The organism is Streptomyces sp. NBC_01591 (genome assembly GCF_035918155.1).
GTDB lineage: Bacteria > Actinomycetota > Actinomycetes > Streptomycetales > Streptomycetaceae > Streptomyces.
In genome coordinates, this window is sequence record NZ_CP109327.1 from 287,220 (window position 1) to 311,834 (window position 24,615).

General features: G+C 68.3%; 24 protein-coding genes and 5 pseudogenes. 10 read left to right on the forward strand and 19 right to left on the reverse strand.

The window, feature by feature from the left end:
- Positions 1-25: 25 nt before the first annotated feature.
- Genes OG978_RS01480 through OG978_RS01500 form a run of 5 tightly spaced genes read right to left on the reverse strand, consistent with a single transcriptional unit; the run spans position 26 to position 4,119 of the window.
- A complete protein-coding gene (locus OG978_RS01480; protein WP_326763435.1) occupies positions 26-1,390 on the reverse strand; it encodes a site-specific integrase in 1,365 nt (454 codons plus the stop codon).
- A 23-nt stretch (positions 1,391-1,413) separates the two neighbouring features.
- Positions 1,414-2,514 carry an IS3 family transposase gene (locus tag OG978_RS01485; protein WP_326763436.1) on the reverse strand — a complete coding sequence of 367 codons (1,101 nt, stop codon included), beginning with the start codon at positions 2,512-2,514 and terminating at the stop codon, positions 1,414-1,416.
- Positions 2,511-2,816, reverse strand: a complete 306-nt coding sequence (locus OG978_RS01490) for a transposase (protein WP_326763437.1) — start codon at positions 2,814-2,816, stop codon at positions 2,511-2,513. The genes OG978_RS01485 and OG978_RS01490 overlap by 4 nt, the downstream gene beginning before the upstream one ends.
- 23 nt (positions 2,817-2,839) lie before the next feature.
- Complete coding sequence (locus OG978_RS01495; RefSeq protein WP_326763438.1) at positions 2,840-3,208, reverse strand: hypothetical protein; 369 nt, start codon at positions 3,206-3,208, stop codon at positions 2,840-2,842.
- Complete coding sequence (locus OG978_RS01500) at positions 3,205-4,119, reverse strand: tyrosine-type recombinase/integrase (RefSeq protein ID WP_326763439.1); 915 nt, start codon at positions 4,117-4,119, stop codon at positions 3,205-3,207. Before OG978_RS01500 ends, OG978_RS01495 begins: the two co-directional genes overlap by 4 nt.
- A gap of 755 nt (positions 4,120-4,874) precedes the next feature.
- Here OG978_RS01500 and OG978_RS01505 point away from each other — a divergent pair.
- Positions 4,875-5,192 carry a hypothetical protein gene (locus OG978_RS01505; RefSeq protein ID WP_326763440.1) on the forward strand — a complete coding sequence of 106 codons (318 nt, stop codon included), beginning with the start codon at positions 4,875-4,877 and terminating at the stop codon, positions 5,190-5,192.
- A 365-nt stretch (positions 5,193-5,557) separates the two neighbouring features.
- Here OG978_RS01505 and OG978_RS01510 read toward each other — a convergent pair whose 3' ends face one another.
- The gene (locus OG978_RS01510) at positions 5,558-6,226 is read right to left on the reverse strand and encodes a DUF4232 domain-containing protein (RefSeq protein ID WP_326763441.1); all 669 of its coding nucleotides are present in this window, start codon (positions 6,224-6,226) and stop codon (positions 5,558-5,560) included.
- 225 nt (positions 6,227-6,451) lie between these two features.
- Between OG978_RS01510 and OG978_RS01515 the strand changes: the two genes are divergently transcribed.
- The gene (locus tag OG978_RS01515; protein WP_326763442.1) at positions 6,452-6,640 is read left to right on the forward strand and encodes a DUF6225 family protein; all 189 of its coding nucleotides are present in this window, start codon (positions 6,452-6,454) and stop codon (positions 6,638-6,640) included.
- A 101-nt stretch (positions 6,641-6,741) separates the two neighbouring features.
- On the opposite strand, the gene OG978_RS01520 is transcribed toward OG978_RS01515, so the two are convergent.
- From OG978_RS01520 to OG978_RS01535, 4 genes are all read right to left on the reverse strand, one after another.
- Positions 6,742-7,341: a GOLPH3/VPS74 family protein gene (locus OG978_RS01520; RefSeq protein ID WP_326763443.1), complete on the reverse strand. Its 600-nt coding sequence runs from the start codon at positions 7,339-7,341 to the stop codon at positions 6,742-6,744.
- Between the two features lie 455 nt (positions 7,342-7,796).
- Positions 7,797-8,126, reverse strand: a complete 330-nt coding sequence (locus OG978_RS01525; protein WP_326763444.1) for a DUF6233 domain-containing protein — start codon at positions 8,124-8,126, stop codon at positions 7,797-7,799.
- A 2-nt stretch (positions 8,127-8,128) separates the two neighbouring features.
- The gene (locus tag OG978_RS01530) at positions 8,129-8,473 is read right to left on the reverse strand and encodes a hypothetical protein (RefSeq protein ID WP_326763445.1); all 345 of its coding nucleotides are present in this window, start codon (positions 8,471-8,473) and stop codon (positions 8,129-8,131) included.
- A gap of 288 nt (positions 8,474-8,761) precedes the next feature.
- Positions 8,762-9,328 carry a YrhB domain-containing protein gene (locus OG978_RS01535; RefSeq protein WP_326763446.1) on the reverse strand — a complete coding sequence of 189 codons (567 nt, stop codon included), beginning with the start codon at positions 9,326-9,328 and terminating at the stop codon, positions 8,762-8,764.
- A gap of 109 nt (positions 9,329-9,437) precedes the next feature.
- Here OG978_RS01535 and OG978_RS01540 point away from each other — a divergent pair, with 109 nt between their 5' ends.
- The gene (locus tag OG978_RS01540; protein ID WP_326763447.1) at positions 9,438-9,785 is read left to right on the forward strand and encodes an HNH endonuclease; all 348 of its coding nucleotides are present in this window, start codon (positions 9,438-9,440) and stop codon (positions 9,783-9,785) included.
- 504 nt (positions 9,786-10,289) lie between these two features.
- Positions 10,290-11,333, forward strand: coding sequence for an alpha/beta fold hydrolase (locus OG978_RS01545; protein WP_326769897.1), 1,044 nt, complete (start codon positions 10,290-10,292; stop codon positions 11,331-11,333).
- A 194-nt stretch (positions 11,334-11,527) separates the two neighbouring features.
- Here OG978_RS01545 and OG978_RS01550 read toward each other — a convergent pair whose 3' ends face one another.
- Together OG978_RS01550 and OG978_RS01555 are read right to left on the reverse strand one after the other, a co-directional pair.
- Positions 11,528-11,902, reverse strand: coding sequence for a fic family toxin-antitoxin system, toxin component (locus OG978_RS01550; protein ID WP_326763448.1), 375 nt, complete (start codon positions 11,900-11,902; stop codon positions 11,528-11,530).
- On the reverse strand, positions 11,899-12,090 hold the full coding sequence (locus OG978_RS01555; RefSeq protein WP_326763449.1) for a hypothetical protein: 192 nt from the start codon (positions 12,088-12,090) through the stop codon (positions 11,899-11,901). The genes OG978_RS01550 and OG978_RS01555 overlap by 4 nt, the downstream gene beginning before the upstream one ends.
- A 110-nt stretch (positions 12,091-12,200) precedes the next feature.
- On the opposite strand from OG978_RS01555, the pseudogene OG978_RS01560 reads away from it, so the two are divergent.
- Positions 12,201-13,284 (forward strand): annotated as a pseudogene (locus tag OG978_RS01560) (integrase core domain-containing protein).
- Between the two features lie 150 nt (positions 13,285-13,434).
- Here the strand turns inward: OG978_RS01560 and OG978_RS01565 are convergent.
- Positions 13,435-13,788 (reverse strand): annotated as a pseudogene (locus OG978_RS01565) (pyruvate carboxylase); the annotation flags it as partial.
- Between the two features lie 127 nt (positions 13,789-13,915).
- Between OG978_RS01565 and OG978_RS01570 the strand changes: the two are divergent.
- Positions 13,916-14,644 (forward strand): SDR family oxidoreductase, encoded by a 729-nt coding sequence (locus OG978_RS01570; RefSeq protein WP_326763450.1) that lies wholly within the window; start codon positions 13,916-13,918, stop codon positions 14,642-14,644.
- A 674-nt stretch (positions 14,645-15,318) separates the two neighbouring features.
- Here the strand turns inward: OG978_RS01570 and OG978_RS01575 are convergent.
- Positions 15,319-15,801, reverse strand: a complete 483-nt coding sequence (locus OG978_RS01575; RefSeq protein ID WP_326763451.1) for a hypothetical protein — start codon at positions 15,799-15,801, stop codon at positions 15,319-15,321.
- On the reverse strand, positions 15,798-16,304 hold the full coding sequence (locus OG978_RS01580) for an RNA polymerase sigma factor (protein WP_326763452.1): 507 nt from the start codon (positions 16,302-16,304) through the stop codon (positions 15,798-15,800). Before OG978_RS01580 ends, OG978_RS01575 begins: the two co-directional genes overlap by 4 nt.
- Positions 16,305-16,475: 171 nt before the next feature.
- Here OG978_RS01580 and OG978_RS01585 point away from each other — a divergent pair, with 171 nt between their 5' ends.
- The 3 genes and pseudogenes from OG978_RS01585 to OG978_RS01595 all read left to right on the forward strand — a co-directional run bounded on the left by OG978_RS01585 (position 16,476) and on the right by OG978_RS01595 (position 19,813).
- Complete coding sequence (locus tag OG978_RS01585) at positions 16,476-16,976, forward strand: DUF3995 domain-containing protein (RefSeq protein WP_326763453.1); 501 nt, start codon at positions 16,476-16,478, stop codon at positions 16,974-16,976.
- A 438-nt stretch (positions 16,977-17,414) separates the two neighbouring features.
- Positions 17,415-18,058, forward strand: a pseudogene (locus tag OG978_RS01590) (IS5 family transposase); the annotation flags it as partial.
- A gap of 66 nt (positions 18,059-18,124) precedes the next feature.
- A pseudogene (locus OG978_RS01595) lies at positions 18,125-19,813 on the forward strand (ISAzo13 family transposase).
- 30 nt (positions 19,814-19,843) lie between these two features.
- On the opposite strand, the gene OG978_RS01600 reads toward OG978_RS01595, so the two are convergent.
- Both OG978_RS01600 and OG978_RS48160 read right to left on the reverse strand, forming a co-directional pair.
- Entirely contained in the window at positions 19,844-21,001 is a 1,158-nt protein-coding gene (locus OG978_RS01600) for a transposase (RefSeq protein ID WP_442817815.1), read from the reverse strand.
- A complete protein-coding gene (locus tag OG978_RS48160; RefSeq protein WP_442817638.1) occupies positions 20,959-21,270 on the reverse strand; it encodes a transposase domain-containing protein in 312 nt (103 codons plus the stop codon). The genes OG978_RS01600 and OG978_RS48160 overlap by 43 nt, the downstream gene beginning before the upstream one ends.
- Positions 21,271-21,321: 51 nt before the next feature.
- Here OG978_RS48160 and OG978_RS01605 point away from each other — a divergent pair, with 51 nt between their 5' ends.
- Positions 21,322-22,668, forward strand: coding sequence for an IS630 family transposase (locus OG978_RS01605; protein ID WP_326763454.1), 1,347 nt, complete (start codon positions 21,322-21,324; stop codon positions 22,666-22,668).
- A 27-nt stretch (positions 22,669-22,695) separates the two neighbouring features.
- Here the strand turns inward: OG978_RS01605 and OG978_RS01615 are convergent.
- Both OG978_RS01615 and OG978_RS01620 read right to left on the reverse strand, forming a co-directional pair.
- Positions 22,696-23,996: pseudogene (locus tag OG978_RS01615) on the reverse strand (multicopper oxidase family protein); the annotation flags it as partial.
- 73 nt (positions 23,997-24,069) lie between these two features.
- The gene (locus OG978_RS01620) at positions 24,070-24,501 is read right to left on the reverse strand and encodes a DUF6153 family protein (RefSeq protein ID WP_326763456.1); all 432 of its coding nucleotides are present in this window, start codon (positions 24,499-24,501) and stop codon (positions 24,070-24,072) included.
- Positions 24,502-24,615 lie beyond the last annotated feature (114 nt).

The following is a 24,615-nucleotide window of genomic DNA, read 5'->3' on the forward strand; positions in this document are numbered from 1 at the left end:
GGGATCTGATCGCCAAACTCCCAGCTCAGGACGCCAAGTTGCAGGAGGATGGAGTCCTTGTCAGGCCCCGCCCTGACCTCGCGACCTGCGGTTTCTCGCCCGTCTGATGCAATTCCTGAGAGTTCCGGTAGTACTGCTGGGTGGTCTGCAACGACCGGTGCCCCATGAGCTCGCGCAGCACGTCGGGCAGGGTTCCGGCGTCGGCGTGCCGTTGGGCGTAGGAGTGGCGGTAGGAGTAGGGCACGACTTCCAGCTTGTGGAACTCGGTGCCGTCGGCCAGCAGCAGTGGGGGCATGGCGTTAATCCAGCGGCGGTGGACGTTGCCGATGTGCTGCATCCGGAACGGCTTGGTGCCTTCGGAGTTCTGCCGGGGCTGGGGGAAGAGGACCAGCTCGGACAGCTTGGTGTCTGGGAACCGGGCGCGGATGGCCTTCTTTTGCCGGACGATGATCTCTGCGGTGGAGTCCGGGATCGGCAGGCGCAGGCCGATGCGGTTGTTCTTGAAGTCGGTGTAGACGAGCACGGACTTGCCATGCTCGTCGGTCTCCATGCAGTCCCAGGGCAGGCATCCGATCTCGTCGGGGCGTCGCCCGGTATCGACGAGGATCTCAATGGCGGCGCGCGCGTCGTCGCTGCCGTCCCGGATCTGGTCGAGGGTGGGCAGCCGCTCGCAGAGCTGGCTGAGGATCTCCTTCGGCAGGGCTCTTCCGGGTCCTTCCTCGATGACGACAGGCGGCATGTCGTGCCTGCGCAGCGCGAAGTCGTCGGGCAGGTCGGCGAGGATTTCGCCGGGCCGGGTCAGGCCCAGGTCGCGGATTTCGCGCAGGAACCGGCTGGTGAAGCGGCAGACCGTCGTGCGGCGGAAAGCGCTGATCTCGCCGGTGTGCGCGAGGTGAGCCACGTACTGCGTGAACGTCTCGATGTCGCTTCGGCCGAGCGCGGCCATGTCCGCTCCGTCGTCCTGACGGGAGCGGACGAGGCTTTGGGAGAGGTAGCGCAGGCAGAGGATCATGTCGGAGAGGCCGTTGGGGATGTTCTTGCCGTAGCGGCGGGGGATCTCATCAAGCACCCACGTCTTGCAGGCTCGCCGCATCCACTCCTGGTGCAACGGCGTGAAGTCCATCCGACGCCACTGGCCCAGTCCGAAGGCGCCCATGTTCCAGACGTCCTTGATCTGCTCCAGTTCCGGAGTGGAGACGGCGGCTGCGAGCATGTGGCGCATGCGGTTGGTCATGCCGGCCAGGTGGGTGTTGCGGGGCACCTGGACGTCGTCGAACTGCTCGACGCGTTGCTCACGCAGGTGCCGGACGAGGCCTCGCAGCAGGACGGGCGGGCTTTTGACCTCGGCGTCCGTGCGGGCCTGAAGGACGTAGAGGATCTCGGCAGTCACCAGGGCCGGCAGACCCCGCAGGCTCAGCGCGGTGGACTCTGCCGTGCCGGGCTCGATGCGGCACCAGGTCTCGAATTCAGCGTCGGGGACTTGTGCCTCCTGCCACCTGACCCAGTGCGGGGGGCAGAACGGGTTCGAGCTGTTCGCCTGGTGCCGGTGGCAGGCGTCGACCGAGCACAGGCCGAAGCCCGGCAGCGGGCGAACGCGGGGGTCGGCGAAGAACTCCTCCAGCGTCGTCGCCCGAAACCGCTGCCTGGGCGGCCCAGGAGCGGACCGCGTGCCGCATGAGGTCGAGCGCGGCCGCCGGTGCGGGCCTGATGTCGGGAGCCAGAGCGATGTGCTGCAGCGCGCCCGGCGCGGGCGGTCGCGCGGTCGGGCCAGAAGTGGGTGCCGATCTCCTCTTTGAGCACAGCCCAGAAGCTCTCCGCGGCGGCGTTGTCGAAGCAGCTCCCGGTCCGGCCCATGCTTTGCCTGTGCTCCAACAGGCCGATTCTGTCGCGCAGTTGGCGGGAGGTGTATTCCGATCCGCGGTCGCTGTGGATCACGCAGCCGGGTTCCAGGCGGCCCAGCGCGGCGGCCATGTCGAGCGCGTCGACGACGAGTTCGGTGCGGTGGTGGTTGGCCATCGAGTAGCCGATGACCTCGCGCGTGGCCAGGTCCAGCCACGCGGCGAGGTAGAGCCAGCCCTCGGCGGTGGGGATGTAGGTGATGTCCCCGACGATCTTCGTGCCGGGGCGGGTGGCGGTGAAGTCCCGGCCAATCAGGTCCGGCGACGGGGCGGCTTTGGTGTCGGCCCTGGTCAGGCTGCGGCGTCCGGTGCGCCGGCTGTTCCCGGCGATGCCGTGCTCCCGCATGACCCGTTCCACCCGCTTGCGGTTGACCGGCCGGCCCCGCCGACGCAGTTCGGCGGTGACGCGCGGGACGCCGTAGTTCCGCCGGGACGCGAGGTGGATCACCGTGATCTCGTGCGCCAGGGCCTCATCGGCCCGCCGCCGCGCTGCGCGGGCTTCCCGTCCGGCCACCCACGCGTAGTACGTGGAACGGGCGGTCTTCGTCACCTTGCACAGCAGCGTGACCGGGTAGTTCGCCTTCTCCGCGTGGATGAACCGGCATATCTCGCTCACCGGTCGCTCTCCTTCGCGAAGAAGGCCGTCGCTTTTTTCAGGATCTCGATTGTTTTCGCCTGCTCGCCGGTCAGCTTCCGCAGCCTCTTCAGTTCCTCGTCCCGGTCGTCGGCTCGCCCGGCGGCGGGACCGGATCCGGTGTCCTGAGCGGCACGGGCCTTCTTCACCCAGCCCCGCAGGGACTCCGAGCTGACCCCGAGCTCCCGGGCGACCTCGGTCACCGTCCGGCCCGACGACCGCACGAGCTCGATCGCGTCCCGCTTGTACTCGTCCGAGTACCGCTTCGTGTACTTGCTTCCCACCTGGCACTGCTTCCTCTGGGCTCTCACGGCCCAGTCTCCAGGTGTCCACGATCAAGGGGAAGCTTCACCGCGCATCCGCCCGAGATGTTGCTGATCTGTTTTGGCTCGCTGGCCAGGAAGTCCTCTGGCGTTTTGCCGCTCCGCTTCCAGACGCTGCGGCAGGCCGAGCACAGCCCCAGTTCTGTCTTCCGGGCTGCTGCCCAGCAGCCGGAACGGGCGCAGATGTGCATGCCGAGGAAAGGGTGGTCCGGCGAGGGCCGAAGGATTCGGGATTTCTCGTCCCAGTGCAGAACGTCCAGCGTCTCCGGCCGGATCAGGGCGCGTAGCCGTTTCGCGCGGGCAGGCAGCAGATCCGATGCGGGCGCGGGCACCAGTCGCAGGGCCGTGGTCATCCGTTCCTCCTGGGAGCGAGAGCGGCGACCCGTTCGACGGCGGACCGTAGCCGCTGCGGATCGGGATGCAGGTAGACCTGCGAGCTGGCCGCGCTGGCGTGCCCGAGGAGGTCGGCGATCTCGTCCAGGACGGCGCCGGCGTCGGCCGCGTTACTGGCGAATCCGTGCCGCAAAGCGTGGGGATGAACGCCGTCGGCCAGGCCGGCCCGACGGGAGAGCCGATCGAAGAGGTCGTTCAGGGCGCCCGGCGGCATGGGCGCCCCCAGTGGGGGCCGAAACAGGTTCACCAGCACGAAGTCGCTGTCGCGGGCTTCGCGGCAGGTGTCTCGTTCGACGACGTACTGGTCGTAAGCCTGAACCAGCAGAAAGTCGACCGGGACGGCGCGCGAACGCTTTGACTTCGCCCAGGCGCCGTTGTCGTTGTCCCGTCGCACCACGTGCAGGTGAGAGCCGGGAATCCGGCAGCCCAGCACGCTGGCGTCCAGGATGAAATGGATGTCCTCGCGCCGCATGCCCAGGGCCTCGCTGCGGCGCAGCCCGGCCCTGGCGAGCAGGAGGACGATGAACCGGTCCCGGGCCGAGCGGCAGGCCCGCAGCAGGGCAAGGACTTCCTCGTCGCTTGCGCGGCCGACCGGCTCTTGCGGTTCGGCTGCCCGGTGCCGAGCCTTGGCGTAGTAGCGAAGGTGGCTTCCCTCGCCGCGGGCCTGCATCGGCAAGTCCCGGTCGTCAGCGACCTCGTAGAGCTGGGACAGCACGAACGTCGGCACCGTGCCGAGCGTCGTGCCGTGGGTGAGGAACTCGCGGACGCCGGCCAGCACGGTGTTGATCCGGCGAGGCCCGCGAACGGGTTCACTGCCCGGCCCGGCCGCCACCGGACTGCCGTCACCGGTCGAGTGCCGCAGCCAGAACATAAAGCTGCCCAGACGGCCCGCCGCCGTCGTCCAATCCCGGCCGGTGCAGCGGCACCACGTCAGGGCACCTGCGCGGCATGCCGCCTTCCACCGTTGCCGATGTCCTCGGTGTTCCGATTGCCTCCGTCCGATCCGATGAGCGGCACGCCAGGCATGTGGTGGAAGCCGTTCTCGGTACTGAAAGCGACCCTGAAGGGAATGTACTGTGACCGCTATCGACGAGCTCTTCTCGCGGGCCCGGCTGATCGACCATCCGAGCAGGCCGGAAGATCCGTACGACAGGATCTCCGGCGCGGGCGGGCTCGTGGCCGGTGAGTCCGGCGCCAGCTCCGCAGACCTGCTGAGTGAGGCGGCGAATCAGGATCTGCTGGCCTTGTGCGAGGCGCTGGTGTCACGCACCCCCACCTCCGCGCTGAGCGGGTTCGTGACCGAGCAACTGCCCGATCCGGACGGAGCCCGGGTGCTGGGCTGCATCCTTCAGCTCGCCGAGTCGGAGGACGGGGCCCGGTCGTGGGTGGCAGTACGCCTCCGGAGCCGGAGACAAGGCCGCGTCCTACTGCCTGTATCTGCACCACCTGTCCCTCGGCGAGAACGACGCCGCAGCCTGGTGGTACGAGCAGACACAGACGGACAGTTGCCCGGCCCCATCCACGCCGGCGAAGGGATCCGCCCCTGGCCAGAAGGAATCGCAGGGATCCTGGACCGTACCGGAGACGGTATGGAGCGTCGACACCAGCACGCCTACCGTGCTGCGGGTGTTCCGCCAGCTCCTCCACCGCAGTGGCCGCCGCCGCTCCGAGGTAGTCGACGCCCTGATGCAGTACCTCCCCACAGCCGTCGCGGTCGGCTACGTCCACGATGAGCCGGACGTCGATCTGCCTCTGCCCGGGCCCGACTTCGCTGAGCAGGTCGGAATTCTGGTCGCGGCCGCGTCCTCGACCAGCTTCGGGGACAAACCCCGCCGTCGTGAAGGAGGCGGGACCCACATCAGGCGCAGAAGCACCAACGACGACTCCGGCGAACTTCAACGGACAGACGAAGGAGCAGAAAGCGCCGTACGAGGCGGCAGATGACGACCCAGCAGGAGCCCGGTTCAGCGCGCAAGGCGAGCCGATTCCCTGGACGGCGCGCCCGCCCGAGCGCAGACATCCGGCTGAGTGAGCGGATGCACTCCTGGAACCAGCTCGTCTGCGTCAGAACAGGGCGGGGCCTGCCATCACCGTGACCGCGGCCAGGGGCGGAGCGACGATCCGAGCCCGGCCCGGTCCCCCACGCCTCCGACGTCCGTCCCGCCGGGGCCGGCCCTGAGAAGGATGCGGCCAGGAGGCGCTGAAGCGGGCGGCGGCCGCCGCGTACCGCGGCGCGGCACCTGCCGCGCAGTCCGGGCCGGTAATCTCTCAGCAGGCCCGCCGCCAGGAGCAGCCCGCAGGCACCACCCCTACTTGATCGTATGCGTGGGGTAGACCTCAACGTCGGTGTAGGCGCCCTTGATCTCCCCCGCGCCCGCGGGCCACTTCAGGCTCACGGTGTGGGTCTCGTTCGGGGGCGTCACCAGGATGTTGGTCGGGGACGCGAGGCTGTCGCCGGTGTTGTCGATGTCGTAGGCGAGGTTGAAGACAGCGGCGTCGCCGGGCTTCAGGGTGGTGATACGCGGCTGGGCGTGGCCGCGCTCGATGGGGTTCGAGGTGTTGTCGGCGTCCTTGATGTCGACGCCCGCGAAGCCCGTCGCCGAGCAGGTGGTCGAACCCCGGTTGATCATGGTGATGTCGATCCTGCCGGAGTTCTCGTCGGGCGCGGCGTCCCTGGCATCGATGGCCAGGTCCTCCGTCTTGCAGGACGTGACCTTGCCGCCGGTCTTCGTCGCGCCGTTCGCGGCTGCCTCTGCCTTGGTTTCCTCACCGGAGCCCGACTTCGCGTTGCTGGCCTCCGAGCCGCCGGAGCCCGAGCCGCCCTGCGACTTCGAGCCACTGTCCGAGGACGAAGAAGATGAGGATGAGGAGCCCTTGGAGGACGAGTCCTTCCCGGTGCTGTCGCTGCCACAGGCGGTGAGCGAGAGGGTGGCGGCGACGCCGATGGCGGCGAGAGCAGTGATGCGGGTGTACTTCACGGTGTTCCCCCAGGAGTAGCGCGGTGCATGTGGTCGGAAGTATTTGTATCTCGCACCGAGTCACAGGCGGTCCTCCGCGATGTCTTCGTTCCGTCACAGGCGTATTGACTCACGGTGCGCCAAGGCGTCGCCGTACGGTCACCAGCCTGGCCCGAGTTCGACCTCTGGCCCCGGTCGTAGCCGTGTCTCCACCGGCCACGCGGTCCGGTCCGGCACTCTGTGCCCATGACGGTGGTCTTCGAGCACACCCCGCAGGTCTGGAATGCCGCGCAGCTTCGCGACGCGCTCAAAGACCTGCCTGATGATGCGCCCGTCCAAATCGGTGTGGCAGGCGACCCCGGCGACTTCGATGGATACCGGGACTTCGTCCTCGTGCCACACCCAGTTTCCAGGCGTAGGCCGCGCGGCCCCTGACCGGAACCGGTCCACGGGCACGCCGTAAGCGCCGCCCGGCGGCCGTGCGACCGCTCACCGTCGCCGTCGGACTCGACCGCGCCCCCGAAGGCGGGCTCGGCTCACGGTCCGCGCCAGAGGTTGGCGAAGGCCGAATTCTCGATGGTCCGCCTCTGGCGTACGGCCTCCAGCTCCATCACCGCGTCGTGGACGGCGGCAACCACGGTCGTCACCGCCACGTCATCGAGGCCGGCCTCATCGTCGGATCCTTCGTCGTCGATGCCTACGACCGAGGCGAGGGCGGCCAGGACGGGTTCCTTCCCTCTCCAGCGGTCGGCTGCACGGCGGCGCGCGGGCGTATCGACCGGTTCCACGCGTTCCGAGCCGAAGGACAACCGGCCGCTTCGCTGCGGCTTCAGCTCACCGTTCTCTTCCAGGGCGGCCTGGTACGCGGCCGAGAGGTCTCGGCCCCGGCGCCACAGCCAGTCCTCGATCCGCTCGTAGGGCGCCTGCCGAGTGAGCCCTGCCGCAGCCTCGCCCATGAACCGATCGTCCAGCGTCGGCGGTCCACCCGGCACGATGCGGTCGCCGTCCACGGCGACCGCCCCCGCACCGATGAGATCGATCAGCTCGGCTCCCGCGAGTGCGAGGGACAGGTCGCCCTGTCCCACGGAATGCTTCAGGTCCATGGCGATGATGAACAGGTCTTTCGCCGTGGTCATGAACGGCTCCCCTCGGAGACATCGACAAAGGTGCGTCCCCACCGACCGGGTCCGCGCCCGAGGCCGGCCCGGCGGCGGGGCGACTGTCACAATCAGTATCGCCCCGCCCGCGCGGCCGAAGCCCTTTCGTAAGGCGGCGGGAGTTTCTGCCGACGACGTCAGAACGGCGGGTCCTCGCTGCACTGGATCCCCGAGCCGCTTCGTCCGCCTGTCCACCGAGCGGCTGCGAACGGTCGAAGGGAACAAGATCATCAGGCGCGTGGCGTCGTCCTCCCACATGGAGGGACGAGACATGTTGAAGCATCTGAAGAACCGCCGAACTTCGGTTCGTACCACCAGCCCGGCCCCTCGGGCAGGACAGGGACGGCCTGGGCCAGGGCGACCCTGACGGGAAAATCCACACCCCCAGCTTGCGTGCCCCTGCCCAAAGCAGCGCATCGGGCGGCCCGTACGGCCTACACCTGTACCAGCCCCGTCTCGGGCCGGCACACCTCGCACGGCTCGATGTCCGGCTCAGCCAGGGCGATGAGTGCCTCATCCCGGTCAAGGAAACCGAGCTGCGCGTTGTACAGGCCGCACCCGCCGCGATGCAGCAGCGCCGTCCTGCCCGACCGCTGCGGCTGAATCTTCCACGACTGCTCGGCCCGCGCCCGCTCCCGGGCACGTGCCTCCTGCTGCTCCTTGATCTCCAGTTCGCGGATCCGGGAGCGGGTCTGCCGCAGCTGCCACTCCAGCCAGTCGGCCAGGGCCCGGTTCTTGTCCAGGTCGGATATGCCGCCGGACACGGCTACGCCTCGGCCGGCTCGTGTGCGTGCTTGAGTGCCATGCGGGCCTCGACACGGTCGCCGGCGTCGACGGAATCCCAGAAAGGATGCGTGGACACGGCGATGCTGAGCTCCAGCAGCCGCGCGCGGAAGCGGGCAACTTCCGCGGCCTGCCCCTCCGTATACCCGGGAGAGTCCTCCTTGTGGGACCGGTAGGAGGAGTGCAGCTGCTTGTCGCCCTCCCACCCGGGCATCGGCTCGGCCGACCACGGCAAGGTCTTGGCGTAGTCCTCGCACGCGGCACGGCTCGTCGAGGGCGACCTGGGCGTCGAGGAGGTCTTGCGGGAAGGAGAAGGCTTTCGGCACAACACCCCAAGAGTACGTCTGTTCGAATATCGGATGCGAATGGCGCGCCGAAACCATGCAAAGCGGTCGAAACACTTGCCGCCGAAGGGAACCTCGGCGGCGTCAGCCTGCGCGGACCCTCGTCCTCGTGCAGCCACCGTGATGTCCCGCCTCAGCCGAACCAGTGGGTCTGCGAGCTGACTGCGCAGGTTGTCGGGACCTGCGCCGAGCTGCGAGACGGCGACGCATGCGCCCAGAAAGGGGCCAGCAAGGCCAACAGCGTGCCTTCTGCGGTTTCGACTGGTCGCATCTCAGAAATCAACATCAACGCCGAAGGTACGTACGGCGAGCACACGGTCGAGCGGTTTCACAAGCTCCTGGTGAGCGATGGCCAGGAGCTGAGTCGGCACTTCACCCGCGAGCAGCCCGGTTACGTAGGCGAGGGCATGCGTCGGGGAGAGCCCAGTCACCCTCCGACGAAGGGCACGGACAGCAGCGATGCGTCCGCCCGTTGCTTCAGCTACCGTCCGTAGCTCGTCGTGGAGATCATCCACCGGAGTGCGGACCGGCAGCCCTCGGATACGACTGCGGTAGTCGTCCTCCCAAGCCCCCTCGATCTCGGAGAGCACTCCAATCGAGTGGAGCCCGCCATTGGCGCGGTCGACCAGATACGGACCGTGTCCCACCAGCATCGCGGCTACATTGCGCGTTCGCGCATACTCCTCGGATTGGACATAGACCTTCCAGACGAGCTCGTGCTCGACCACGCGCACGACCACGCTGCGCGGGAACTGCTCGACGCCAGCGGCAACCCACGCCTGATGGCTACGCGCCAGCTCTTCCTCAACGATGCGTACCGCGTCATCCCGTTCGATCACGACCGCAGCATCACCTAGAACGTCACCTCGCCACCACGGGTTTGCCCACCTCCAGAAGCTCGCCTGGACCAAGATTGTCCGACACGTGAAGGTGCGAGGATCCGCGTCGATGGACGATCCGGCACTCGCGACATACTGGAACGATCGCCGGAAGAGGCAAGCACGCACCCTGCCGCTGGACAAGAAGGCACTCTCGTTGGCCTACCTACAGAGGGGTCTGTGTCCACTGTGCAGGAAAGCGCTCATTGCCGGAGCTGAATTTGAGCGCGAGGACCCACGCTTTTGGGCAGAGTGGTTCTGGATTCAGCTCAGGGGAGGCGGGCTCAACAGGCACCACCTCACCTATCGAAAGAACGGCGGGACGGACGAAAAGAAGAACCTGATCCTCGTACACGCGGACTGTCATCAGATGCATAACGCGAAGATCGACAGACGTCCAACTACGCAGGTTCTGTGAGCCCTTGGGGCTTGCTTGAGCCGGATGCCGGGACGACTGGCAAGTCCGGTTCTGAGGGGGCCGGGGCGCGGCAACGCGCTCCGGCTACCCGACAGTCGCACAGGTGGATCCCCCCGTGCCACCGAGACGGCTCCTGCGTTCGTTGGGCGGCGCCGGAGAACACGCCGAGGCGGATCGTGCGGGAGGTGGCCGCGCTGCACGCCGGGCTGGCGGAGCTGGCGGTCGAGCTGACCGCCGACTGGGGTGGCGCTGTCGCTGTCGCCGTTCGAGGACGACGACTACAGGAGCAGGCCGCCGACGGCACGGAGAAAGTGCACGTCACACGGCTGGCCCCCCTGTTTTGGCGCGGACGGTCCCGCGCCTCGAGTGTGGTCTGGGCAGGGCAACGACGCCCCGGCCGAGCTCACAGAACGGATCCTCATGCCCGTCGAAGTGCACAACCACGCAATACCCCACAAGTCCACCGTCCCCGGCGCGAACGAGGGGGATCAGGTCAAGCTCTTCGTGCGGGAGCGCGACGGCACGCCCCCCGGCCACCTCGACGAGCGCACGGCCGTCCTGATGCTCCACGGCCGGAGCATTCCGGTGCTCCCGGGCTTTGATCTCGAGTACAAGTCGTACAGCTGGGCCAATGCGCTGGCGAAGGCCGGTTACGACGTCTTCATGATGGACCTCCAGGGCTCTGGGCTGTCGCCGCGGCCGAAGATGGACGACCCTCGCAACGTCAACCCCGCCCAGCAGCACCTTCTGAAGCCGAGACCTCCAGGTTTCACGCCAGGCCTGCCGAACTATCCGTTCCAGCTGACCAACTCGAACAGCGACCGGGACGAGCTGAACACCGTCGTGGAGTGGATCATCCGCGAGCGCAAGGTGAAGAAGGTCGCCTTCATCGGCTGGTCTGCGGCCGCGTTCACGATGGGGCCGTACGCGGTCAAGAACCCCGGCAAGGTGTCGAGCCTGTTCCTGCTGGCGCCGATCTTCCCGCCCGGCGGCACGTCGAACGCCCCCGACCCGCTGCCGCGGCCCGGCTTCCCGATGTTCGTGAGCACGAAATCGGGAACCTGGAATGGGTGGGGCAATGAGGCGCTCTGCGAGGGCCAGCGCGAACCCGCGATGGAGCACGTGGTGTGGGACGCGATCATGCAAAGCGATCCGGTTGGCAGCACGTGGGGGACGGAAGGTGAAGGGCTCAACCGCATCAGAAACTTCGTCCGGTGGGGCTGGAACAAGACCACCGCGGCGCAGGGCGGCGTCCTTGGCGGCAGCGTGCCGGTCCTCATCGCGTACGGGGAGCACGACAGGCAGGTAAACACGTCCAGCGAAGATCCGGAACTCAACTTCTCGGTCCCCGCGCTCTACAACGCCATCGCGGGCGACCACAAGCTGATGGTCAAGCTGGACTGCGCCGGGCATTCGGTGGTGTGGGAGATGCAGCACAAGAACGTGCACAACCTCTCAAAGCACTGGCTCAAGCACCTGAAGGTCGACGGCAAGACCCAGGGCATCTTCGACATGGACACCAACGGCGACATCAGCCCGGCTCCGTAGGACAGCCGAGCCCCCGGCCGTGAACCGTCGGGGCTCCAGGGTCCGAACATCAGCCCCGCGCAGTCGTCAGGGCCGCCACAAGCACCGGCGAGGTGGAGCCGCCGGGTGCACGGACCCGCTGTTCAGCAACCAGGTAGATCGCCGACCTGCTCTACATCAGTGAAGCTGTCGATGGCGGCAGGCACGCCGCCCGATCAGCTGGTGATGGTCCAGCCGCGGAGCTGGGCGGCGATCTCCTGCACGCTGGCGTTCTTGTGGCCGGCGCTCATGACGAGCGCGAGAGCCTCTTCCGGCTGGTAGTCCATGTGGATGCCGTTGACTTCGAGGAACACTTCGCCGGCGAGCCAGGCGAAGAATGCGTTGCGGTCTTCGAGCGGTTCGTGCAGGGCCAGTGTCTGCAGGAGGGCCGCTGCATTGAGCCAGGTCGAGCCGTAGACGTCCTGGTCCATGTAGCGCGCGCGGGTGCGGGCGCATGCGGCGTCGAGCACGCCGAGGTCAAGGCATGCCGGGTCTCCGGGGAGGGTCTGGGCGACCTGCAGGAGCTCGCGGGGGGTGAGGTGGCGGGTCACGCAGCGCGGCCGTGCTCGAGGTCACGCATACCAGGCGCCGCGTCGGGCCACCGGGTGACTTCCGCGGCTGAGCTGGTGCCGACCTCGGCGGTACCGAAGGCGGAGGCGAGGCGGGCCACGGTTGCGCCCGCGTTCTTGAGGGCCTTGAGGAACGGGTCCTCGGCGGCTTCGAGTGCGGCGTCTCGCATGAAGGCCTCCGGGTCCTTGCCGACCAGGCGGCCTGTGCCGTTCAGAAATGCGTTGCTGCAGGTCGTAGGGGGTCTGGTGGCGCTCAGGGTCACGTGGGACGATGCCGCGGGTGATTGTCTCGCTGGTCTATCGGGTGACGAGGAAGCTGTTGTCGGTCCCGGTGTTGCTGCTGCGTCGGCAGGTGGCCAAGGACGCCGAACTTCTTGTCCTGCGGCACGAGAACGCGGTGCTGCGCAGGCAACTTGCAGGTCCGGTGCGCTACGAGCCGGCGGACCGGCTGTGGTTCGCGGCGTTGTCCTCGCTGATACCCCGGCGTCGTGGGCGCAGGTGTTCCCGGTGACTCCGGACACCGTGCCGGCGGGGCATCGAAGGCTCGTGGCGCGCCGGTGGGACTACAGCAAGCGCCGGAGCAGGCCCGGCCGGCCACCGACCACGAAGGCGATCAAAAGCTGGTGCTGCGGCTGGCCGCAGAGAACCCGCGTTGGGGGCGTCGCAGGATCCAAGGCGAGCTCGCGCGGCTCGGGCATCGGGTCGGAGCCTCCACGGTCTGGGAGATCTTGACTTTTGCCGGAGTAGGCCCTGCTCCCCGCAGAGGTGGGCCGACGTGGCGAGAGTTCCTGACGGCGCAGGCCGACGGCGTCATCGCCTGCGACTTCCTGCACATCGACCTGGTCGATCTCCGCCGGGTCTACGCGCTCGTCTTCCTCGAGCACGGCACGCGCCGCCTGCACATCGCTGGTGTGACCGCGCATCCGACCACGCAGTGGACGGTCCAGCAAGCCCGCAACCTCGCCGTCGACCTGGGCCTGCGCTTGGAGTCGCTGCGCTTCTTGGTCCGCGACCGGAACCGCAAGTACACCGAGTCCTTCGACGCGGTCTTCGCGTCCGAGGGCATCGAGACCCTGAAGACGGCGCCGCGGGCCCCACGGATGAACGCGCACTACGAAAGGGTCATCGGGACACTCCGGCGCGAGGCCCTCGACCACCTGCTGCTCCTGAACGAAGCCCACGCTCGACGCGTGCTCGACGTCTACGCCTTCCACTACAACGGCCATCGCCCCCACCAGGCCCGGGGGCAACTTCCTCCCCTCGCCCAGGAGCACCCGGCGCCCCCGACCGACTTGACCGCGCACCGACTCCTCCGCACCCGAGTACTGGGCGGCGTCATCAACGAGTACAGATACGCGGCTTGACCAGCAGCGATGAGTTTCTGAACGGCACACGATCTGCAGGACGCTCACCGGGCACGACTGCCAGATCGCCCCTTCCACCTACTACGCCCACAAGAAACGCCTCGAAACTCCTTCCGCCCGTTCCGTGCGCGACGAGGAACTCAAAGAGCGGACGACCCCGGCGAACGGCGCCGCGACATGTCCCTCGTTGCCGCGCTCCGCCTTCTCGGCGGCCTTGGCCTCGGTGGCGACGGGCCTGTCCCGTACCGACACCGGCCGCAACTGCCCGTTGAGAGTGGCCAGCACGCTGCGGAACCCGCGCTCGTCGACCTCGGAGATGGCCTCCAGCTCGACCAGCAGGGTGACACCGGGGTCGAGCGTGACCGTGTGCTCGGTCTCCGTCTCCATCCCATACAGGAAGTCCTGGGTCGGCAGGACGGAGGTGTCGCCGTACGCCTCGCGGTGGGCCTCAAACTCCTTGATCGGACCCGGGAAGAGCAGCCGGTTCAGGGCCCCGCTCGACGAGACGGTCACGTTCGTCGACGGCCTGTGACGTCGCCCCTCCTCGGCTGATCAGGGCGCCGCTCCTTGCCCGGCCCACGTAACCGTTCATATGCCATATTCCGCACATAACCCCAACGAAAGGCATGCCATGAAGATCGCGGTCATCGGCGGCACCGGGCTGATCGGGTCGCAGGTCGTCAAGACTCTGAACGCCGCCGGGTACGAGGTGGTGCCGCACTCGCAGTCCAGCGGAGTCGACGTCATCAGCGGCCAGGGACTGGACGAGGCGGTGGCGGGAGCCGACGTCGTCGTCAACCTGACGAACTCGCCGACCTTCGACGATGCCTCCCCGGCCTTCTTCCGGACCTCGATGGACAACCTCCTGGCCGCGGCCCGCAAGGGCGGCGTCGGCCACGTCGTCATCCTCTCGATCGTCGGCACGGACCAGGTGCCGGAGCTGGACTACTACCGCGCCAAGGCGCTCCAGGAGAACCTCCTCGCCGCCGGGTCGATCCCCTACTCGATCGTCCGGGCGACGCAGTTCATGGAGTTCATGGACGCCGTCCTGTCCTGGACCGCCGACGCCGACACCGTACGGCTGCCCGCCACACCAATCCAGCCGATCGCCTCCAAGGACGTGGCCGCCGCGGTGGCGGAGGTCGCCGCAGGTGCCCCGCTGAACGGCATCCGCAACATCGCCGGCCCCGAGATCTTCGCCCTGGACGAGCTGGGCCGGATCACCCTGTCCCACAAGGGCGACAACCGCACGGTCGTCACCGACCCCACTGCTGGCATGTTCGCCGCCGTCAAGGGTGACGTCCTCACCGACAAGGACGCCCGCCTCTCCGCCACCCGTTACGCCGACTGGCTCTCCTGACTTCACCGCCTCCTGTGTGCTCCGTCCCAGCCCGGCAGCCCTTTCGTTGCGCCCGCCGGGCGGCGGCTTGCTTCGGACGGGGGATCCGGCTGCGGTCCCCCGATCCCCGGTCAGGCGGAGGGGGCTCGCGTGCGCCCATTCGGTCCCGCCGGGATAGACGGGTCACGGCTCTCAGGGTGGGACGGGCCCATGGGCGTCGCGACGGTCGAGGGCCGGTGCATGGCGCTGGATGCGCCAGTACCGGTGGGCCGAAGGAGAGGGCCTTGTCGCATTTCGCGGTCCCGGATGGTCAACGAGTAGACAACTGGAGCAAATGAGCGAGGTAGATGATCTTGGACGTGTATGAGGCGGTCACGAGCCGCCGGGCGGTGCGTGGGTTCACCCGACCGGCGCGTCTCAAGGCAGGTGCTGGAGCGGGTGCTGTCCGCTGCGGCCCGCGCAACAGCCCGACCCCATGGCTACCACGAGTACGAGGACCCGGCGCGGGGACGGGAGTTCCGCACCTTCCTGCACGGCCATGATCAAGCGCAACGAGACCGCCCGGCCCTTCAAGTGGACCTACGCCGCCAGCCCACTCCAAGCAGCCTGAACACCCCTCCACGAACCTTCGCGGAGCAGCCCCAGTGCTGCTTCGCGTCGCCCCTTACGGTGGTGGCCGCCCCGCAGCGTCTCCGCTACTCCTCGTCGAGGAGTGCGGCGAACCGCGCCAGAGGGTTCCCGGTGAACGGGCGCAGCGCGGGGGCGAGGAGGCGCGCGCCGGGGAAACGCAGGCCGCCGAGGAAGGCGAAGCGGGTCGTACGGTCGGTCTCGGGGCGGGCCGCCATTCCGCCGAGGAGGAGGCGGCTCTGCATCAGGCACCAGCCGGGGGCGAGGTCGATGGCGAAGGTCGCACGGAGCCGGGTGTGGCCGTGGATCCGGGCCTGGAGCGGAGCACCGGTCGACTCGGGGGCGAGGAGACGGACCGTGCGGACATCGGGGATCCAGAGTGGCATCGTGCGTTCCAGGTCCTGGGCGATCGACCAGACCCGCTCGAACGGTGCGTCGAGAACGGCCTCGCCGATCCGCGCCGCTCCGGGCGTGGTCGCGGCGATCACATGCAGGCGGCGGACCGGGTCGAAGGCGGCGACGGGCCACTGCGGCATCGGGGTCTCGGTCACTGCTGCCACGCCTTTCGGAAGCTGAGTCGGGCCCGGGAGAGGCGGGACTTGACCGTCCCGGGCGCGACCGCGAGCAGTGCCGCGGTCTGCCGTTCATCCAGCCCCTCCAGGTCGCGCAGGAGCAGCACGGCGCGATGCTCCGGGGAGAGCCGGGACAGCACGTCGCGGATGTCCGCGGCGAGTTGGGGGTCGCCGGGCGCTGGGAGTTCGCCGAGCTCGGCCGGCTGCGAGCGCGCCGAACGGGTGGCGTACCGCACCGCCTCCCGCACCGCGATCGCCCGGACCCAGCCGAACAGTGCGGCGGGATCCCGGAGTTGGCGCAGCTTGCGGAAGACCACGATGAGTGCCTCCTGGGTCGCGTCCGCGCCGTCGTCCAGCGCGATCGGGCCGCAGAGCCGGCGGACGTACGGGCTGATCAGGTCCAGCAGCCGGCCGACCGCGAGTTGGTCGCCGCCCTGGGCGGCCCGAACCAGCTCGGCAAGGCCGGGCGGTGGCTCCTGCATGGCGCCTTCTCCGTCGATCGGTGACAGGGGTCCGTGGAGGGAGGCCCCGAGACGGCGAAAGGTTCCCTGCGATTTCCGCCCGGCCGCAGTGTTCCTCGTCACAGGAACGGATCGACGGGCGGGGTGCTCCTTCGGGTGTCCAAGCGTCCTGACACTCCGTGAGGTGACGACATGAAGCCGGTGAAGTCGGCGAACACCCGCAGCAAGGCCACCGCGATCGGCGCGGTGCTGGCGGTGGACGGTCTGATCCACCTGTACTGGGCCACCGGGCGGACCTGGCCGGTGCACAGCACCACCCGGCTCTCGCAGCTGGTGCTCAACACCCAAGTGCCGTTCACTCCGCAAGTGCTGGTCCCACTCGCGGGACTGCTCTTCTCGGGCGCGACGCTGGTGCTGGTCCACGGCGGTCGGCTGCCGGCCCTGGCCCGCCGGCTGCCCGCCGTGTTGCCGCGCTGGGGGAGCCGGGCGGTGGCCGCCGGACTGCTGGCCCGCGGCGCGGTCGGACTGGTCTGGGTGACGGGGGCCTGGGCGGACCCTGGCGACATGTTCTACTGGCTCAACCTGCTGCTCTACACCCCGCTGTGCCTGCTGCTGGGCCGGGCGGCCTGGCAGGTTTCAGCGGCGGGCGCGAAGGCGGGTGGGGTGAGGCGGGCGCGGCCCCTGCGGGCCTGAGCGTCCGCCGGCGGAACCGCCGCTGCACAGGAAGGCGGCCCGGCCGACTTCCTGTGCAGCGGCGCGAGGGGCCGCAGCGCGGGCGGGTCAGGGGTGTCCCGGTGTCCTGATTCAGCCCTGCCGCTTGCCTCGTGCTGCCCCACTCAAGGCCGCCTGATAAACGCCCCTCAACGAACTTCCGCGGAGCAGCACCAGTCATCTTGGGCATGGAAGGTTCCTCTCACCCACATCGGCGGTGCGTTGTCCGCGTACTGCTCCCGGTCCCGAGGTACGAGCGGGGTACTCCTGGGAGGGATGAGTGCTCTGGCTGGTTGCTCTGGCTGGGCCTGGACCACTTTGTGGTTCGGCTTGAGCGGCCTTGGCTCCTGCCTGGCCGCGCTCCGCACGTAGTCGGGGATTTCGCCTGCGACGATCCGGGCGGCGCGAGCGCGGCGGGATGTACCTGCAGAGCTGGTCGGCTGCAGTGGGGTGACGGCCTGGCGGCGCCTGCGGGACTGGACCGAGGCTGGCGTATGGCCCCGCCTGCATGAGGTCCTGCTTGCAGAACTACACAGAGAAGGTCTGCTGGAGATGGATGACGCTGCGATCGACGGTTCGCACGTCAGGGCGCTCAAAGAGGGGCTCACACCGGACCTTCGCCGGTCGACCGTGCCCGGCCCGGCAGCAAGCACCACATCATCGTCGACCGGCACGGCACTCCCCTTGCTGTCTCTCTGACCAGCGGAAACCGTCACGACGTCACCCAGCTCACGCCCCTGCTGGACGCCATACCCCACATTCGCGGACTGCGCGGCCGGCCACGTCACCGACCTCTGCGGCTGTTCGCCGACCGCGGCTACGACTTCGACAAGTACCGGCGCCTCGTCCGGGCGCGTGGGATCACACCCAAGATCGCCCGCCGCAGCACCCCGCACGGCTCCGGGCTGGGCAAGACCCGGTGGGTCGTCGAGCGAACCTTCGCCTGGCTGCATCAGTTCAAACGGCTCCGCATCCGCTATGAGATACGGGCCGACCTACACCTCGCCTTGCTCCAACTCGCATGCAGCATCATCTGCTTGAGACGACTCAGAACTTCATTCTGAAACGATCAGTAAGGGCTCGTAAAGAATCAACACGTTGCTTCACGGTCTCCCTGTCGTTGGTGTGGTATGCGCATACCGAGTGAGGTTCGTGACCAACTTGCCCTGAGATTCGGAGTGTTGTTCCCTCATCTGAATGAGCGGCAGCAGCGGCTGGCGCTGGCCGCCGAGGCCCGGCTGCTGGGGCACGGTGGGGTCCGGGCCGTCGCGCGTGCCGCAGGGGTGAGCGAGACGACGGTGCGGAAGGGTGTCTTCGAGTTGGAGGGCGGTGAGGACCCACTGCCCGATGGCCGGGTCCGCCGGGACGGCGGCGGTCGCAAGAGCGCCGAGAAGCTTGACCGGCTGCTCGTTCCGGCGTTGCTGGCGCTGGTCGAGCCGGATGAGCGGGGGGATCCGATGTCGCCGCTGCGGTGGACGACCAAGTCGCTGCGGTCTCTGGCCGGGGAGCTGACGCGGCAGGGCCATACCGCGTCGGCGCCGACCGTGGGCAGGCTGCTGCGGGAGAACGGTTTCAGTCTGCAGGCCAATGCCAAGACCCTTGAGGGCGCTCAGCACCCCGACCGGGACGCGCAGTTCCGGTACATCAACGACCAGGTCAAGGACCATCAGGCGGAGGGCGAGCCGGTGGTCAGTGTGGACACGAAAAAGAAGGAAGTCGTCGGGGATTTCAAGAATGCGGGACGTCAATGGCGGCCGGCCGGTGAACCCGTGCGGGTTGACGTCCATGACTTCCCCAGCGATGCACTGGGCAAGGCCCTGCCTTATGGCATCTACGATCTGGCGGCGGACACCGGCTGGGTGAATGTCGGTACGGATCACGACACCGCAGCCTTCGCGGTCGAATCGATCCGCCGTTGGTGGAACGGGCAAGGACGCCTCGACTACCCGCAGGCCAGACGTCTGTTGATCACTGCCGATGCCGGCGGCTCCAACGGCTACCGCACCCGGGCCTTCAAGACCGAGTTGGCCGCGTTCGCCGCCCGGACCGGCCTGGCCGTCACGGTCTGCCACATGCCGCCGGGCACATCGAAGTGGAACAAGGTGGAGCATCGGCTGTTCTCCGCGATCACCATGAACTGGCGCGGCAGAGCGCTGAACAGCCACGAGGTCGTCGTGCAGTCCATCGCCGCGACCACCACCCGCACCGGTCTCACCGTCCACGCCGAACTCGACACCGGCACCTATCCCACCGGTGTGAAGGTCAGCGACACCGAGCTGAACGCGGCGCCGGTCACCGGACATGCCTTCCACGGCGAATGGAACTACACCGTGCACCCCCACCCCGCCAGCCCGGCAGACCCCACCAGGCCGACGCCCGGGCCGGCGGCGGTCTTCGACCGCGGTGCCCTGTCACATCCCGCGCTGACCGGCATGACCTGCACCGCACTGGCCGAGCTGACCGAGACCCTGACCCCTGGCTGGCAGGCGCTGCAAAACAGGACCCGGCCACCCGACGCGACGGCGGCACCCGGCGCCGGGCCCCGGGCGGCGGCCGCAAAGCCAAACTCGACCTGGCCGACCGGGTCCTGGCCACCGTGCTGCAACAAAACCTCGCTCTGCCGCCTACCGTGCTGGCCCACCTCTTCGCCGTCAGCAAGGACACCATCCGCCACACCACCAGCGAGATCCGACGACTGATGGACCAGCACGCACACACCCCAGCCCCCAGCAGCACACCTCAGCACCCTGGCAGGACTCCTCGTCCACGCCACCGCACACGGCGCGACCCTCACGACAGAGACCAAACCAACGTGTTGATTCCTTACGAGCCCTTAACGTTTTCGCAGGTCATGCAAGGGGCGTTGGTGACCATGTCGTGGCGGCGTAGAGCCCGGGGCCGAGCTTGTGGATGAGGCCGGTCTCGGCCCATCTGGAGAGCTGTCTATACATGGTTTCCATGGTGATGTCGCCGAAGTGGGAGGCGATGTCGCGGGGGCGCCAGAGGCGGGTGGGGTCTTCTTCGAGCAGAGCCAGGATCCGGTGGCGGCGATCGGCGGGGGCGGTGTGCCGGTCATCGCGGGAGACGGCGGGGATCTGGGGGTGCGCTTCGCAGGGCTCGAAGACGCTGATGTCGAGACCGGTGATGGTGCGGCTGGTATCGGGCCTGCCGTCGTCGTGGCGGGTGCTGTAGCGGGACATCGGTGACTTGACCTTGCGGGTGCTGACCCGCTGCCACCGGAGTGGGAGGAGACGGGTCAGGATCCGGTCCCCGATCAGTCCGGCGCAATGGACAGCCGCGGGGTCGGTGGGGAGGACGCCGGCGGCCTGGACGACCTGATCACGGGCGGTCTGGACGGCGACGGTGAAGCAACAACGGTCCGGGTCGGTGCCGGGCTGGGACTCGGCGGCCTCGACCATCACAATCCGCAGGGCCTGGTAGAGCGTGAGCAGAGCCCACATTTCCTGCTCGGCACCGGCCGGGTCGCCCGAGCGCAGGACGCGCCCGTCCATGATGGTGTGGCGGAGCGCGTAGTACGCCGATTCGTGTTCCCACCGCTGGTGGTAGAGGCCCGCCAGCGTGGCCGCCGGGTAACGCCGGGCGTCGGTCAGGGTGGTGACCAGGCGGTAGGAACCGGTGAAGACGGTGCCGTCCGCGCAGGTCACCGTGATGTTCGCGTCGATGACACGTACTTTCTCGGTGCCGATCACCGACAGGTACGAACCGTCGGCCAGACGTGTCAGGACCGGGGCACGACGGTTGGCGCGGAGCCGGCCCAGTACCTGGGCGTCGGTCGCCCTCACTGCGGCGAGGAAGCCATTGCCGTCGAAACCCTTGTCCCATAGGACCAGCATGTCCGGCCGCAGCAGATGCAACAGCCGGGAGGCGTAACCGGTCTCGCCGCCGGCGGGCGGTCCGAACACCGCGCCGATAAGCGCCCTGGTCCCCGTCTCGACCAGCGTCATCAACTCCATTGTCGGATAGCCGTGATGAGACGTCCGCCCCAGCCAGACCCTGCTCGGAGTCGGCGAACTTCTGCGAACTGCAGCCGTCGAACGACACCGTCCGAAACGGACCGAACCGCACCCCCGGCAATCATCGGCTGGGCCAGTGGCCCGGCGAGTACCTCGAACAGCGCCCTGACCGGCGCGTATCCCAGCCGGCGGCGCAGATCACGAAGAGCCTTCGGCGTCGGACAGACCACCGGCATCCCGGCCAGGCCAGCGGTCAGCTTGTCCCAGACCAGCCGGTAGCCGACCTCGGGGAACAGAAACATCGCTAGTGTGATGCGCCAGAAATCCTGATGGTTATTTACTACCCTGTTGCCATGGTGTATCCAGGTCCTTCCGCTGTGGAGATCGCGTTGTCCGGGTCCGAGCGCGCTGAGTTGGTGCGCCGGACGAAGATGTCGGACCGGCGCTCGGCCGAGAGGGCCCGCATCGTCCTGGCCTGCGCTGACGGCATGTCAAACGCGGGTGTCGCACGGATCGTCGGCGTCCAGGCCAAGACGGTTGGCAAGTGGCGTCGGGCTTTCGCGGCAGAGCGGATGGCCGGGCTTGAGGATGCCGGCTGGATTGGGCGGCCGAAGGCCGACCTGGTCCTGGACGAGGCTGAGCGGAGGCAGTTGACGCAGTGGGCGCGGCGGGCGAAGACCGCTCAGTTCCTCGCGTTGCGAGCCAAGATCGTGCTGCGCTGCGCGGAGGGCGGGACGAACCAGCAGGCCGCGGCCGACCTTGGTATCGACAGGTCGACCGTGGACCGCTGGCGGGCCCGGTTCATCGCCAAACGCCTCGACGGTCTGCATGACGAGCCCCGCTCGGGCCGGCCGCCCTCGATTCTCCTCGACCGGGTCGAGGAGGTCATCGTGGCCACCCTGGAGTCGACCGCGGGCAGGGACACGCACTGGTCACGGTCCTCGATGGCCCAGCGCACCGGCCTGTCGAAGTCGACTATCGGCCGGATCTGGAAGAAGTTCGACCTCAAGCCCCACCTGCAGGACTCCTTCAAACTTTCCACCGATCCGCAGTTCGTCGCCAAGGTCGTCGATGTCGTCGGCCTGTACCACCATCCGCCCGAGAAGGCGGTCGTGCTCTGCGTGGACGAGAAGTCCCAGATCCAGGCACTGGACCGCTCACAGCCAGTCCTGCCGATGATGCCGGGCATGCCCGAACGCCGGACCCACGACTACTACCGGCACGGCATCACCAGCCTGTTCGCCGCCTTCAACATCACTGACGGCACCGTCATATCTCAGCTCCACCGCCGCCACCGTGCGATTGAGTTCAAGAAGTTCTTGGTCCGGATCGACAAGGCAGTGCCCGCCGGGCTCGACGTCCACCTCGTCTGTGACAACTACGCCACCCACAACACCGCCGAGATCAAGACGTGGCTGGGCAAACACCCGCGCTTCCACATCCACTTCACCCCCACGGGCTCCTCCTGGATGAACCAGGTCGAGCGGTGGTTCGGCCTGCTGACCGACAAACTCATCCGCCGCGGCGTCCACACCTCCGTGACAGCCCTGGAGGACGACATCACCGCCTGGATCGACACCTGGAACGAGAGCCCACGGCCCTTCACCTGGACCAAGACCGCCGACGAGATCCTCAACTCCCTCGCCGACTACCTCACCAAAATCAGCCCACCCAGCACCGAAAACCAGCGGCAGACTTAAGATCACCTTTTCTGGCGCATCACACTAGTCGTACTTCATCATCGAGCCGGTGAGCTTGAACTCGATCGTCCGGTCCGGGCGCCCGGACTCAAGCCGTACGGACTCGGCCGCCTTCAACTGACCGCCATGGACGACCTTCCCGTCGAGCTCCTTCGGGCGTGCGGAGGCGGTAGGCGCAGCGCCGCCGCCGGTGCGCAGGACGGCGAGGGCGGAGCGGCTTTTGCCCTCGGCGAGCGCGGTGAGCGGGAAGGTGCCATCCCGGACGGTCACGACGGCGTCGATGCGTTCGCCCATGCCGAGCAGGAGTGCGTCGGCCTGCGTCTGCTCGACGGGGAAGCCGTCGGTGTGCGTGACGGTGAGTTTGTGGCCGCCGAGGGCGATACGGAAGGCGGTGTCGCCGCTGGCGTTGATGGCCCGGAGCCTGATCCGGTCGCCGGGGCGGGCTCTGAAGGTCTGCGGCTGGTCCGGCGTCCGGCCGTTGATCAGGTAGTGCGGTTAGCCGACGTCTCCGGCGTCGCCGCCGAGCAGGTCGCTCGTTGCGCCCATGAGCATCCGGGAGGGCCCAGAAGGCTTCGGCGGGGGGACTTCCGGGTGGTCATCGACATCTTCGACGTGTCGTGGCCCTCCATGCCGCCCGATCCCCCGTGGTCCATGCCGCCCATGCCCTTGCTCAGCTCGGCAAGCACGGCGTCCGGAGTGGAACCGTCGACGCCATCGACCCAGTCGTCGAGGACGATCACCCACTCCTTGTCGTACTTGAGCGGTTCCTTGGGATCTTCGACGATCAGCGGGGCGTACAGGCCGCGGTCCTGCTGAACGCCGGAGTGCGGATGGAACCAGTAGGTGCCGGGGTGGGAGACCGCGAAGCGGTAGTCGAAGGAGCCGCCCGGCTTGATGTCGCGCTGCGTGAGACCGGGGACACCGTCCATGTCGTTGCGCAGGGCAAGTCCGTGCCAGTGGACGGAGGTGGCCTCGGGAAGGTGGTTCGCGAGGGTGAGCGTCAAGGTGTCGCCGGCGGTGACCCTGACTTCTTTGCCGGGGAGGTCGTCCCCGTACGCCCACGTCCGGACGGTCCGTCCTCCGCCGAGGTCGAGTGGGGTCTCGACAGCGGTCAGCTTGAACCGCCGTTCCGGGCCGGGCTTGCGGAGGGCTTCGGTCGCGGCGACCTCCTTGCTGTCCGGGCCGAGGTAGTCGGCGCTCGACGCCATGCCACCCCCGACGGAGGAGTGGTCCATGTCGCCCATGGAACCTGAGCAGGCGGTCAGCAGACCGGTGCCGGCGGCGGCGAGGCCGGCGCCGAGGACAGTACGACGGGTGAGTCGGGACATGACTGTGCAACCTCTTGAGGTAGTCGTTGCATGAACAAGGCTTTCCGCTCACGACGCGGAGCGGCCGGTCTGCCTATATGCGCAACAACGAGAGGCGGGTCAGCAGGGACCTGGGTGACTCGGGCGGCGGGATCACCCAGAGGGCATTGGCAAGCCGCACGGCAGTCGGCGGCTCGTCGGCCGCATTGCGTCGGCCTCGTCGTACGAGCGCGCCACGGACCGCCAGCACGATGCCGACCCCGGCGCCAAGCACCGCCAGGCACACGCCCGCGAAGCCGACCCCGTGCGCGGGGGCGGGGTCGGGGTGCGTGGCGTGGCCGGCGTCGGCCACCACATGCTCCATTGCGGCGGCCACGTGCCCGCCTGATACGTGCGTGGCATCCACGTGCTCGCCAGGGTGGCCGAGGCTGTGCATCAGCACGATGCCGACGAGCAGCGCGACGGCGAGCACAAACCGACCCCACCACGTCGCAGCCCTCGGGCGCCTCGTCACCTCGGATTTCACCCACTCATCATACGGTGAGGGGGTATGCAGCGCGTCAGTGGGAGCCGTGGCGGTGGTGCCTGTGGCGATCGCGACTCGGCCGGGTGGCCTGCGTCCGCCCGCCGCCACCGGACC

Excerpts from the sequence above, each read along its gene's own strand:
- OG978_RS01495 (WP_326763438.1), bottom strand. The coding sequence starts at position 3,208 with ATGACCACGGCCCTGCGACTGGTGCCCGCGCCCGCATCGGATCTGCTG.
- OG978_RS01500 (WP_326763439.1), bottom strand. The coding sequence starts at position 4,119 with ATGTTCTGGCTGCGGCACTCGACCGGTGACGGCAGTCCGGTGGCGGCC.
- OG978_RS01515 (WP_326763442.1), top strand. The coding sequence starts at position 6,452 with ATGACGGTGGTCTTCGAGCACACCCCGCAGGTCTGGAATGCCGCGCAG.
- OG978_RS01520 (WP_326763443.1), bottom strand. The coding sequence starts at position 7,341 with ATGACCACGGCGAAAGACCTGTTCATCATCGCCATGGACCTGAAGCAT.
- OG978_RS01540 (WP_326763447.1), top strand. The coding sequence starts at position 9,438 with ATGGACGATCCGGCACTCGCGACATACTGGAACGATCGCCGGAAGAGG.
- OG978_RS01555 (WP_326763449.1), bottom strand. The coding sequence starts at position 12,090 with ATGCGAGACGCCGCACTCGAAGCCGCCGAGGACCCGTTCCTCAAGGCC.
- OG978_RS01570 (WP_326763450.1), top strand. The coding sequence starts at position 13,916 with ATGAAGATCGCGGTCATCGGCGGCACCGGGCTGATCGGGTCGCAGGTC.
- OG978_RS01580 (WP_326763452.1), bottom strand. The coding sequence starts at position 16,304 with ATGCAGGAGCCACCGCCCGGCCTTGCCGAGCTGGTTCGGGCCGCCCAG.
- OG978_RS01585 (WP_326763453.1), top strand. The coding sequence starts at position 16,476 with ATGAAGCCGGTGAAGTCGGCGAACACCCGCAGCAAGGCCACCGCGATC.
- OG978_RS48160 (WP_442817638.1), bottom strand. The coding sequence starts at position 21,270 with ATGTTTCTGTTCCCCGAGGTCGGCTACCGGCTGGTCTGGGACAAGCTG.
- OG978_RS01605 (WP_326763454.1), top strand. The coding sequence starts at position 21,322 with ATGGTGTATCCAGGTCCTTCCGCTGTGGAGATCGCGTTGTCCGGGTCC.